Annotated in this window: 11 protein-coding genes; 1 reads left to right on the forward strand and 10 read right to left on the reverse strand. The window is 40.1% G+C overall.

Translation table 11 applies throughout. The annotated features are described in order from the left end of the window. Nucleotide 1 precedes the first annotated feature (1 nt). Nucleotides 2-1813, reverse strand: coding sequence for a DNA primase (dnaG, locus tag SSAL8618_RS10570; protein WP_038676548.1), 1812 nt, complete (start codon nt 1811-1813; stop codon nt 2-4). Between the two features lie 162 nt (nt 1814-1975). Between dnaG and mscL the strand changes: the two genes are divergently transcribed. Next, complete coding sequence (gene mscL / locus SSAL8618_RS07605; RefSeq protein WP_002884705.1) at nt 1976-2356, forward strand: large conductance mechanosensitive channel protein MscL; 381 nt, start codon at nt 1976-1978, stop codon at nt 2354-2356. 157 nt (nt 2357-2513) lie between these two features. Here the strand turns inward: mscL and rpsU are convergent, their stop codons facing one another. From rpsU to SSAL8618_RS07655, 9 genes are all read right to left on the reverse strand, one after another. After that, complete coding sequence (gene rpsU, locus SSAL8618_RS07610) at nt 2514-2690, reverse strand: 30S ribosomal protein S21 (protein WP_002884573.1); 177 nt, start codon at nt 2688-2690, stop codon at nt 2514-2516. A 193-nt stretch (nt 2691-2883) separates the two neighbouring features. After that, nucleotides 2884-3678: an ABC transporter substrate-binding protein gene (locus tag SSAL8618_RS07615; protein WP_002886806.1), complete on the reverse strand. Its 795-nt coding sequence runs from the start codon at nt 3676-3678 to the stop codon at nt 2884-2886. Between the two features lie 61 nt (nt 3679-3739). Then, nucleotides 3740-4849, reverse strand: a complete 1110-nt coding sequence (locus SSAL8618_RS07620) for an aminotransferase (protein ID WP_038676550.1) — start codon at nt 4847-4849, stop codon at nt 3740-3742. A 245-nt stretch (nt 4850-5094) separates the two neighbouring features. Beyond that, nucleotides 5095-5892, reverse strand: coding sequence for a transporter substrate-binding domain-containing protein (locus tag SSAL8618_RS07625; RefSeq protein WP_038676552.1), 798 nt, complete (start codon nt 5890-5892; stop codon nt 5095-5097). Between the two features lie 11 nt (nt 5893-5903). Beyond that, complete coding sequence (locus SSAL8618_RS07630; RefSeq protein ID WP_038676554.1) at nt 5904-6716, reverse strand: transporter substrate-binding domain-containing protein; 813 nt, start codon at nt 6714-6716, stop codon at nt 5904-5906. A gap of 215 nt (nt 6717-6931) precedes the next feature. Continuing rightward, the gene (locus tag SSAL8618_RS07635; RefSeq protein ID WP_038676556.1) at nt 6932-7396 is read right to left on the reverse strand and encodes an 8-oxo-dGTP diphosphatase; all 465 of its coding nucleotides are present in this window, start codon (nt 7394-7396) and stop codon (nt 6932-6934) included. Nucleotides 7397-7723: 327 nt separating this feature from the next. Further along, a complete protein-coding gene (gene uvrB / locus SSAL8618_RS07645; RefSeq protein ID WP_038676559.1) occupies nt 7724-9715 on the reverse strand; it encodes an excinuclease ABC subunit UvrB in 1992 nt (663 codons plus the stop codon). After that, nucleotides 9705-10325, reverse strand: a complete 621-nt coding sequence (locus SSAL8618_RS07650; protein WP_038676561.1) for a hypothetical protein — start codon at nt 10323-10325, stop codon at nt 9705-9707. Before SSAL8618_RS07650 ends, uvrB begins: the two co-directional genes overlap by 11 nt. 70 nt (nt 10326-10395) lie before the next feature. Next, nucleotides 10396-11331 carry a CPBP family intramembrane glutamic endopeptidase gene (locus SSAL8618_RS07655; RefSeq protein WP_038676562.1) on the reverse strand — a complete coding sequence of 312 codons (936 nt, stop codon included), beginning with the start codon at nt 11329-11331 and terminating at the stop codon, nt 10396-10398. Between the last annotated feature and the right edge of the window lie 106 nt (nt 11332-11437).

Genomic DNA, 11437 nt, shown 5'->3' on the forward strand with positions numbered 1-11437 from the left:
GTTACTCCATATCTCGTTTTTGGGCGATGAGCATCTGCAGGGCTTCCACCGCTGCATCCACATCACCGTGGTTACTTGATTCTCTTATTTGTTTACTTTGCTTACGAAAGTCCTGTTCCCTCAAAAAATGATTTCTACGCTCTTCGATAGCCTGAACTTCTTCAAGACTGGTTTCAGGTGGTAAAATCTCCTCTAAAACCTGATAATAGGCTGTTTGCACCTCTTGAGAAAGTAGAGATAAAGCTACGGTATCAATCTGACCATCTTGTTTCAGAATATGATAAAGCTCCTCTAACTCAGGCGTTTGGAAGAAAAACTCCTCTCTCATGCGATAGTCATTCAAAATCATAGGATGATTAAGCATACGATGGAAGAGTTGATTTTCTGCCCGACGAAGACCTGTAATCTTAGGTGTAGAAGGTAGTTTGACCGTCCCTCTAAATCCTGACACTGAAGACTCATAAGCACTATTACTAGCAGCCGATAATTGAGCCGTCTGCTGATTCCTAATGGTCAATCGTTCGTTATTGACCGCTTGCTCGACTTGGAAAAAATCAAAGTCAGGCAAAAGGTCGGCCACCTTAGAAATGTAGGAATTTTGTGCCGTCACAGAAGGTGACTTGGCAATAATCTTAGCAATCTGCTCAACATAGGCAATCTCTGCTTGAAGATTGTCTACATTAGCAGGTTTTAGCTGTCCTATCCAAAATTCTACATCTGAAATACGGGACTCGACCAAAAGTTTCCCCAAAGCCTCTTCGGATGTTTTCTGTAGATATTCATCAGGGTCCATATTATCTGGAATTTTAACAATATCGACTTGAAAATCCGATAAAAGCTCCAGAGACTTGGCGATAGCATTTTGCCCAGCCTTATCACCATCATAGGTCAGAACAATTTTCTTGGTGAGTTTACGCAGACGATTGACATGTTCAGGGGTCAACGCCGTCCCCATAGAAGCCACAGCATTAACATGCCCAGCCCTATAGGCAGCAATGACATCCATGAATCCCTCCATCAGATAGACCTCATGGGTCTTCTGAATCACTGGTTTAGCCTGATCGAGGTGATAAAGTTCATAAGACTTATTGAAAATACGGGTAGCCCTTGTATTTTTGTACTTGGCTTGCCCTTTTTCAATATCGTCCTTAGTCCAAACACGCCCTGAAAAACCGATGGTCTTTCCAAACTCATTCTTAAGCGGAAACATGATTCGATTTTTAAAAGTATCGAAAAGACGATTACTTTCAGAAAGATTAAAAAGACCTGATTCTGTCAGCACCTCTTCGTCATATTTTTTTGATACAGACTGATAGAGATAATCTGGTTCGTCAGGGGCTAGACCAATCTGGAAGGTCTTAAGTAAATCGTCAGTCATACCACGCTCATAGAGGTAGGCACGCGCTGCTTCTCCTATCTTGGTCGTCATCAGAACAGCGTGATAAAACTTCAGCGCATCCTCATGAAGATCATAGAAAGCTTGATTAGGAGAATTCTGCTGCTGAGCCTGTCTTGGTGCGTCTATCGTAACTGCAATACCTAAGCGGTCTGCCAGAACCTTGACACTTTCTTGGAAAGAAATCTGACGGTATTCCTCTAAAAATTTAAAGACATCCCCAGACTTTCCGCAACCAAAACAATGGTAAAACTGTCTGTCCTCAATAACATTAAATGAGGGGGTTTTCTCCTTATGGAAGGGGCAGAGACCTAGGTAATTGCGACCTGCACGATTAAGACTGACAACTTCGCCAATCACGTCGACGATGTTGGTACTGCTCTTAATATCTTCTATTAAAGCTTTATCAATCACCATCTAATCGCCCCCTATCTTACCATAATTGCATTACCCCTAATTATAACACGATGAAAAATGAAAGTAAAATAAAATCAATTTTTCATGAGCAAATCTCTTGTCAAGATTTACAAAATCGGATAAACTATTAAAAGTAAATAAAAGAAAGGATTTATTGTCAAAATGATTAAAGAACTTAAAGACTTTTTGTTCAAGGGTAACGTCCTTGATCTTGCTGTAGCCGTTGTTATGGGGGCTGCTTTCAACGCTATTATCACTTCACTTGTTGGTGATATCATCACACCACTTATCCTTAACCCAGTTGTTAAGGCCGCTAACGTTGAGAACCTTTCTAAATTGTCATGGAACGGTATCGCATACGGTAGCTTCTTGAGCGCAGTTATCAACTTCATCATCGTTGGTACTACTCTCTTCTTCGTTGTTAAAGCTGCTAGCAAAGCAACAGCTCTTAGCAAAAAAGAAGCTGAGGATGCTGCTGAAGCAGCAGGTCCATCACAAGAAGAATTGCTTGCTGAAATCCGCGATCTTCTTGCAAACAAATAATTTTTATTTGTTCAACTAAAGACATATGAAACTTAAGACGCCTGAACTATCAGACGTCTTATTTTTTATATCTCGCGAATACCAACTGTTTATCTATACTAGGAAAAAGAAAAAACTTGAGTAAACTCAAGCTTTTCTCTGTTAATTTCATTCTTAATTAGAATTTTTTACGTTTGCGAGCTGCCTCTGATTTACGTTTACGTTTTACAGAAGGTTTTTCGTAATGTTCACGTTTACGAGCCTCTTGAAGAGTACCAGCTTTAGTCACAGAACGTTTGAAACGACGAAGAGCGTCGTCAAGTGATTCGTTTTTACGTACTACTGTTTTTGACATTGAATTCACCTCCTCAAGATAATGTAACATTTTACACGTTCTACTCAAGTATACAAGACTGATCTTTTTCTGTCAAGAAATATCTTTTAAGTTTGAGTATTTTTGATGTCAACGCTATTTTCTAAGTACTATTGGAGATTATCAGGGGCTTTACCATACAAAAAACTAGAGGAATCATCCTCTAGTCTCTCTTTTATTCAACTGCTGTATATTTAGAAGCATCCTTGATGTACTCGTCGTAAGTACCATTGTCTTTCAATTTCTTGATAACCTTGTTTACTGCTTCTTTCAATTTGTCATTGCCTTTAGCCATAGCGACTGCTTTAGCATCACCATCGTCAACTTTGAGGGCAACACTTGCCAAAGCCAAATCTGGATTTTGTGCCACGTAACCTTCTGCTACTGGTTTTTCAAGGTCTACAGCATCAACTTGGCCAGACTTAACTTCGTTAATAGCTTCACCCATTGCTGTAAGTGATACGACTGTTGAGTCTTTCAACTGTTTCTTAGCAAGTCCTTCTTCGATAGTACCTTTTTGAACAGCTACTTTTTTACCTTTGAAAGCATCTAAGCTTGAGTAGGTAGATTCTTGATCTTTACGAACAATGATAGCATTTTGTGTTTCGTAGTAAGGATCTGAGAAATCGAAGGTTTTCTTACGTTCATCTGTTACTGAGATACCAGAGATAGCAATGTCAGCCTTACCAGCTTGAAGACTAGAAAGGACATTGTCAAAGCTCATAGTTGTCACTTCGAGTTTAACCCCAAGTTCATCAGCGATAGCTTGTGCCAACTTGATGTCTGAACCGACAACTTGGTCTTTACCGTCAACCAAAGTTTTGAACTCAAATGGTGCATAGTCTGGACTGACAGCTACGACAAGTTTTTTATTTTCTTTAATAGATTCGTAAGCGTCTTTTTTTGACCCACATGCCACCAAAGTAACAGCAGCAAGGAGAGCCATAGCTCCGAGGAATAGTTTTTTCATAAGAAACTCCTGTATAAATATAATTTTTGCTCGTTTATTTTACTTAAAATTAGTGGTATTGTCAACATTTATTAAGAAATTGCGACAGTTTTTCTAAGCCCATTTGAAGGACTTCCTTATCACAACAATAACCGATGCGGACATGGGACTCCTTGTCAAAACGGTTCCCCGGAACCACAAGCACACCGTAGTCCTGAAGAAGCTCTAAGGCAAAATCTTCGATAGGACGATTCACATCTAATTTGACGAAAGAGGTGGAAACACTAGCAGGCCTAACCCAAGACGCCTTAGGTTCTTTAGCAATCCAGGCATCCATAAGGGCTAGATTTTCCTCTACAATCTGACGGTTACGTTTCAAGATGGCCTCTTTATTTTCCAAGACAAGGGTAGCCACCATATCATCAAAGACACCCGCACAAATCATCGTGTAGTCGCGGTAGTCACGCAGAATGTCCGCTACCTCAGTGTTAGAAGCTACCCAACCCACACGAATACCAGGAATGGAATAGGTCTTTGACAGACTATTAACGGCAATACCCTTTTCATACAAATCCACAATAGAAGGCGCAGGCTGATCAAAACTGCGATAGACCTCATCTGAGAAGATATAGGCGTCTACTTCTTTAGCGATAGCCACTAGCTCCTCGAGGTATGCAGCGTCCATAAGGGCACCGGTAGGATTGTTGGCGTTGTTAATACAGATCATCTTGGTATTAGGGCGAATCAGACGACGGAGTTGATCCAAATCAGGCAACCAGCCCTTGTCCTCCTCAACCTCCCAGAGATCCACGTCTGCTCCTAGCGACTTAGGAATGTCATAGAGCTGTTGATAAGTTGGATACATGGAGATGACATGGTCCCCAGGCTCAATCAGAGCGTAAAGGGCTAGCATCGTCGCTCCCGTTGCCCCATTGGTTTGGAGGATATTATCAACCGGCATGTTCTTGTATAAGCTAGCCACCTGAGTCTTGAAATCTGGTGACCCTTCAATCCAGCCGTAATCCATCTTTTTCTTTAGTAGTTGGGCAAAAAAGGCGTCCTTATCAAGGCCTGATAGGTCAAATAATTCTTCCATTGTGAGGGCCTTAATTGAAACTCCTGCGATATCATATATGGCAGATTTTTCATGGACATTAAGCCATTCTTCAACACCAAAACGTGGTAGCTCCATAGTTTCTCCTTGCTTTTCTTAAGCACTCTATACGATGTCATTTGTCTATTTGAACAGACTTACCTACTTTGATAATAACTGTTTTTAGCAGAGAATTCAATAAAAAATGGGGTATTGCCCCATTTTAGATTTAAGAATTTTTAGAGACTCCCCTTAAGTGAATAAAGCGAGCACCAAACAAGACTTTTCACTGTTGATGAAAGCACCTGAAATTGACTCGTTTCAGGTGCTTGGGAGTTTTAAATTTACTTACTTTGTTTGTAGGTTGATGCTTCTTTCAACCATTGGTCAAATTTTCCAGAGTCCTTAGTCTCTTTGATGACGGCATTGATTTCTTTAAGCAAGTCATCCGAACCTTTACGTGTTGCGACGGCATAAGCATCTGTGCCATCTGACTTGAGATTAAAGTTGGCAAGGGTTAAATCATCATTTTGAGCGATATAACCTTCTGCAATGGCCTTCTCAAGTACAACTGCTTGAAGCTGCCCTGATTTGAGTTCGTTAATCATTTCACCATTTGAAGCCAGTGATACGACACTTGCCTTAGGGATTTGTTTCTTAGCAACTGTTTCTTGGACAGACCCTTTTTGAGTACCGACAGTTTGTTTTGCGAGACTATCAGTGCTTGTGTAGTCATTTACCTTGTCTTTTTTGACAATCACTACATTTTCTGACGTATAGTAGCTGTCTGAAAAATCATAAACCTTCTTACGTTCGTCTGTCACCGAAATCCCTGCAATGGCGATGTCAGCTTTACCACTTTGTACGTTAGCAAGAACATTATCAAAAGACATCACTGAAAATTCAACCTTTACACCGAGTTTTTCACCGATAGCTTTGGCCAACTCGATATCTGCTCCAACTAGCGTATCTTTGCCGTTAACCAACGATTTGAACTCAAAAGGCGCAAATTCAGATTCTGTTGCCACGACAATTTTCTTCTTTTCCTTAATCGTTTTGGGACTTACTCCCTGACTTCCGCTACAAGCAACTAGAAAGCAGGTAGCGACTAGAGCTGTAAGGATAAACCAATATTTCTTCATATAATAACCCCTTATTTAGTAGAACTCTTAAGTGAAAGAGTATAGGCATCTTGAACATAGCTGTCAATCTTACCTTCTTTTTTGAGTTTAGCGATAACCTTATTAACCTTTGCTTTTAGCTTATCGCTTCCTTTATGCATTGCGACGGCATAGGCATCTTTTGAATCAGACTTGAGCGTAATGTCTGACACAGCTAAGTCACTGTTTTGGTCTACATAACCTTGTGCAATGGCTTTTTCAAGAACCACTCCTTCAACTTGACCAGATTTCAATTCATTGATAGCTTCACCAGGTTGTGCCAAGGATACCACATTAGCATCTGACAAGTTGGCTTTGGCGATATTTTCTTGAATAGAACCTTTTTGAACGGCTACAGATTTTTTTGCAAAATCACCCGTTTGTTTGTAAGTTCCTGTTGCATCTTTTTTGACAACAAGAACCGTTTCAGACTCATAGTAGGTATCTGAGAAATCAAAGATTTTCTGACGTTCTTCAGTGGCTGAGATTCCGGAAATGGCGATGTCTGCCTTACCAGATTGAACATTGGCTAAGACATTATCAAAAGACATTTCAGAGAATTTGACTTTTACACCAAGCTCATCTGCAATAGCCTTAGCAATTTCGACATCTGCCCCAACAATCGTATCCTTACCATTTTGGATTGTCTTGAATTCAAAAGGAGCAAAGTGTGGATTAAGAGCAACTGTCAAAGTTCCTTTATCTTGTACCTTTTCCAAAGTGTCCTTCGACGAAGAACAAGCTGCTAAAGTCGTCAAAGCAAAGATCCCTGCAAATCCCAACAAAAGTTTTTTCCATGTTTTCATAATCAATCTCTTTTCTATATTTATTAACTTATATAAGTATAATAATGTATTATTATGCATTTGTCAATGAAAAAATGAACTTTTATTGATTAAAATTCTCATTTTTATTAATTTTATCGTCATTACAAAATCTAAAAAATGCTTATTTAAAGCTCTTCTTTCTGATTTTAACGACAAAAAAACTATTCATTCATTTGAATAAATAGTTCATATTCTTACCAAAATTCTCGGATAAAGTCATTTTCAAGACGCTCACGATAGAAAAGTTCAGAGAGTTGGTCCTCTTCAAACACGCGCAGGAGGTTGAGCATGTCATAGGCCAGCTCCATCTTAGGTACGTCCTCCCTGGCAACCCAACGGACTTCTCCCTCTTCTGTCGAATGAATGTCTCCTTCAAAGTCTGAAGTTCTATAGAGGAAAACGAGATAACGCTCGTCCTCTGTTGTGTACCAATGCTTCATACCAACCAATTTAGGATTTTTAATGGTCAATCCAGTTTCTTCCTTGACCTCACGAATAACTGACTCCACTAGCCCCTCGTGTGCTTCAATATGACCACCAGGTAGGGCAGCACCCGACCAAGAATAACGCTTGGGATCGCGAATTTGCATGACAATATTTCCATGACCATCTTCGATGAGACACATGTTGGTCAGAATAGTAGCTTGTGAACGTGACATAGATAGTCCTTTCTAGTAAGTAGTCAAGTAAAATCTTAACAATTAGTTTTTAATCGACTCTCGATGTCGCAAATGCAGATAAATAGAAGCATAGAAAGCCATAAACAATATATAACCAAACATTGGTATCCAAACAAGTTCTCTTTTTATAGTCCACATGGGCTCAAAAATAATTTGCGTATAATTCTCCCTCTCTCCCTCTCTTTCAATTTTTATACCTTCTATAGCATGCATCAGAAATACAAAAAGGTTAAAATTTAAAAAAATAAAAGCTGCAATTTTTCTCTGGCCCATCTTGTTAAAGTGTTAACCCAAGGCTCAGTGTTTCTAATCCATACTCTTCAATTCTAGCACCATATCACGGATTTGAGCCGCCAATTCAAAGTCAAGTAGTTCTGCTGCTTCATGCATTTGTTTTTGAAGTTTCTTGATAGCTTCTTGGCGTTCTTTCTTGTTCATAGCACTGTAGTCCACAGTATCCTCTGCCACTTCTGCTTCATTAGCCTTGGTAATCGAAATAAGGTCACGAATTTCTTTCTTAATGGTTTGTGGAACAATGCCATGCTCCTTATTATAGGCCATCTGGATTTCACGACGTCGAGCTGTTTCATCCATGGCTTTTTGCATAGACTCCGTAATCTTATCCGCATACATGATAACATGCCCTTCGCTATTTCGGGCAGCACGTCCAATCGTTTGGATAAGCCCACGTTCATTACGAAGGAAGCCTTCCTTATCAGCATCCAAAATAGCAACCAGACTAACCTCGGGAACATCAATCCCCTCACGAAGAAGGTTAATCCCAATAAGAACATCAAAGACACCCAAACGTAGGTCACGGATAATCTCAGTACGCTCCAAAGTCTTAATGTCAGAGTGCATGTATTTGACCTTGACACCCATTTCCTTGAGATAGTCAGTCAAGTCTTCAGCCATCTTCTTAGTCAAAGTGGTTACAAAGACACGCTCGCCTTTTTCAGTTCGGGCATTGATTTCACCAAGGAGGTCATCCATTTGTCCCATAGTTGGACGCACTTCGACTTCTGGATCAAGGAGCCCTGTCGGACGGATAATTTGCTCAACGACAGTCTCAGTTTGCTCCATCTCATAGTCACCTGGAGTGGCAGACACATAGACAATCTGATGAACATGACTCTCAAATTCTTCACGTCGAAGTGGACGGTTATCAAGCGCTGATGGCAAACGGAAACCGTAATCAACCAACATCTTCTTACGGGCCTGGTCCCCGTTATACATTCCCTTAATCTGACCCATGGTCATGTGACTTTCATCAATCATGATAAGGAAATCTTCTGGGAAGAAATCAAGCAAGGTGAAGGGGGGCTCGCCTTCTTTACGTCCATCCATGTGTCGTGAGTAGTTTTCAACACCATTGGTGTAACCCATCTCACGAAGCATTTCAACATCGTATTCTGTCCTTTGGCGGATACGTTGAGCCTCGATGAGCTTACCCTCAGCCTCAAATTGCTTAACCTGAGCTTCCATCTCTTCCATAATATTCTTGATGGCTTCTTCCATATGCTCTTCGTTGGTCATAAAGTGAGTCGCTGGGAAAAGAACAAGGTGCTCAACTTCACCGAGATTGCGTCCTGTCAAACTTTCAATCTCACAGATGCGGTCAATCTCATCACCGAAAAATTCGACACGAAAGGCGTGCTCATCACGGCTGGCAGGAAAGATTTCGACCACATCACCACGTACACGGAATTTCCCACGTTGGAAATCAATGTCATTTCGCTCAAACTGGATATCAACCAGGTCATTGAGCAACTTATCTCGAGAAATTTCTTGGCCTGGACGAAGACTAACCGCTGAATCGGCATATTCTTTGGGCGAACCCAAACCGTAAATACAAGAAACGGAAGCCACAACGATAATATCATTACGCTCAAGGAGGGCAGACGTTGCTGAGTGTCGTAGCTTATCAATTTCATCATTTACAGAGCTATCTTTTTCGATATAGGTATCCGATGACGGTACATAGGCCTCTGGCTGATAGAAATCATAGTAGGAAACGAAGTATTCTACAGCATTGTCTGGGAAAAACTCCTTGAACTCTCCATAAAGCTGACCTGCCAAAGTTTTATTGTGGGCGATAACCAAGGTTGGTTTATTGACGCGCTGGATGACCTGACTCATGGTATAAGTCTTACCTGTCCCTGTCGCCCCCTTTAGAATTTGAGCCTTCTCACCACCTTCAATATTATCCACCAAGGCTTCGATGGCCTGAGGTTGATCCCCAGAAGGTTCATATTTAGAAACCAAATGGAATTGGTTATCTTCTTTTCTATCTATCATTCTTTTTCCTTTCATTTATGTAATCATTCATCTCTTGGTCGGAGAAAAATTCTCCTTCTGCGATAGGAATGTAAATCATTCGTGTCTCAGCAACGTATTTTCTCTTTTTTCGTGTCTGAAAACCAAGTTTTTTATCATATTTCAAAGCCGTTTTACTATCATTGAAAAAAATGTATAAAACTCTATATCTCTGCCTTTCCCAAGACCTTATATTTCCGAAATCATCGATACGTTTTAGAATATAGTATATAGTCGACGAGTGTTTGGCATCATCCATTGGCGTTGACCAATCCTTCATAACCAAGTCAATCTCAGACAGCGGAATCTCAAAGGTTACTCGTCCACATAACCTTCCATAATAAATAAAGGTATCATTGTTAATTTCCAAAATTTTTTTATGACCTTTAAGTCTCACAATACCGTCAACTAAATTAGTCAGACCATGAAGAAATATTAGTAAAATGAAGAAGGCAACACAGTTATCTACAAAGTTCCCAAAACGATAATCATCTATAAGAAACCAGCAGAATAGACCGGTGGAAGCGACAAGAAATATAAGTCCATAGACAATTTGTACACAAATCATACCTCGCTCAAGTCTAACTCTCATCTCTTCCCCTTTTCCAAACTTTCTTCTATTTTAACACAGAAGTAAAAAGACCGAGTCTTTGAACTCAGCCTTAAAAGTTTTCTTTTTTCAATTGTAGACGAAGGATGATGATACCTACCACTAGAACGAGGCAAGTGACGATATTACCTTCTAAGCCAAAGGCCCCACCTGACAACCAATCAGGGACGCCTGATCTGGCCTGAAAATGTAATAAGGTTCCACCGGCATTCTGTCCACTCACTGCCACACCAACTATATTCCCTTGCGTAAAGTTCCAAGCACCGTGAAGGGCAGCAACACCCCAGATATTATCTGTCTTGAGCATGTAAAGAGCCATAAGAACCCCTACTAGAACAATACTGATAAGAGACAAGGCGGTAACACCTTGATTTCCTAGGTGTAATATTGAAAAGAAAGAACTTGAAATAGCAATTCCCCAGGAAAGGTTCAATTTATTAGTCACCGTCTGAAGTAACCAACCACGTGTCACCAGTTCCTCGGTTCCACCTTGGATAAACCAGAAAGGTATTAGGAATAGTATATATAAGAAGGTTCTCTGAGAAAAGTCTACTTTAACAAATTCTAACCCTCCAAGTAAATAAGTCCCAAGGAAACTAACTAACAAGAGTAGAGTCCCAAGCCCCCAGCCCTTAAGCAAGTTCAACCAAATATGACCCTTGAAAAATCCAAGTGTACGAATGGGACGTTTTTCAACAACTTTAACCCAGAAAAAGATAGCTAAGGCAGTAAAGGCAAAGGCTCCCAACTGAAAATACAAGGTTGAAAATATTTTATAGGAAATCGTATTTATATCCTGGAACTGAATGTTACCATTTAATACTAAGAACGAAAGAACAATAGCCATTGGAATTCCCACAACAATCCCTGATAGAAATCCACTTATAAGGAAATAACCCAAGGCAATAAAACAGGACAGCATAATCATCAGCCAACTTGGAACTTTATCATATCGGCTAGTATATTTCTCAAGCATACGTTTCTTCATTTTTCAGCTCCTGTAACAAATCTTACATGTATTCGATTACAGTGTAACTAATTGACACAAGCTTGTCAACTTCTTCTCAGATAGCTCTCATAGCTAACGAATCTTG

Origin of the sequence: Streptococcus salivarius, from assembly GCF_000785515.1 — a bacterium.
Lineage (GTDB): Bacteria > Bacillota > Bacilli > Lactobacillales > Streptococcaceae > Streptococcus > Streptococcus salivarius.

What these genes read in the sequence shown, in the direction of transcription:
- dnaG (WP_038676548.1), bottom strand. Translation starts at nt 1,813, where the DNA reads ATGGTGATTGATAAAGCTTTAATAGAAGATATTAAGAGCAGTACCAAC.
- mscL (WP_002884705.1), top strand. Translation starts at nt 1,976, where the DNA reads ATGATTAAAGAACTTAAAGACTTTTTGTTCAAGGGTAACGTCCTTGAT.
- rpsU (WP_002884573.1), bottom strand. Translation starts at nt 2,690, where the DNA reads ATGTCAAAAACAGTAGTACGTAAAAACGAATCACTTGACGACGCTCTT.
- SSAL8618_RS07615 (WP_002886806.1), bottom strand. Translation starts at nt 3,678, where the DNA reads ATGAAAAAACTATTCCTCGGAGCTATGGCTCTCCTTGCTGCTGTTACT.
- SSAL8618_RS07620 (WP_038676550.1), bottom strand. Translation starts at nt 4,849, where the DNA reads ATGGAGCTACCACGTTTTGGTGTTGAAGAATGGCTTAATGTCCATGAA.
- SSAL8618_RS07625 (WP_038676552.1), bottom strand. Translation starts at nt 5,892, where the DNA reads ATGAAGAAATATTGGTTTATCCTTACAGCTCTAGTCGCTACCTGCTTT.
- SSAL8618_RS07630 (WP_038676554.1), bottom strand. Translation starts at nt 6,716, where the DNA reads ATGAAAACATGGAAAAAACTTTTGTTGGGATTTGCAGGGATCTTTGCT.
- SSAL8618_RS07635 (WP_038676556.1), bottom strand. Translation starts at nt 7,396, where the DNA reads ATGTCACGTTCACAAGCTACTATTCTGACCAACATGTGTCTCATCGAA.
- uvrB (WP_038676559.1), bottom strand. Translation starts at nt 9,715, where the DNA reads ATGATAGATAGAAAAGAAGATAACCAATTCCATTTGGTTTCTAAATAT.
- SSAL8618_RS07650 (WP_038676561.1), bottom strand. Translation starts at nt 10,325, where the DNA reads ATGAGAGTTAGACTTGAGCGAGGTATGATTTGTGTACAAATTGTCTAT.
- SSAL8618_RS07655 (WP_038676562.1), bottom strand. Translation starts at nt 11,331, where the DNA reads ATGAAGAAACGTATGCTTGAGAAATATACTAGCCGATATGATAAAGTT.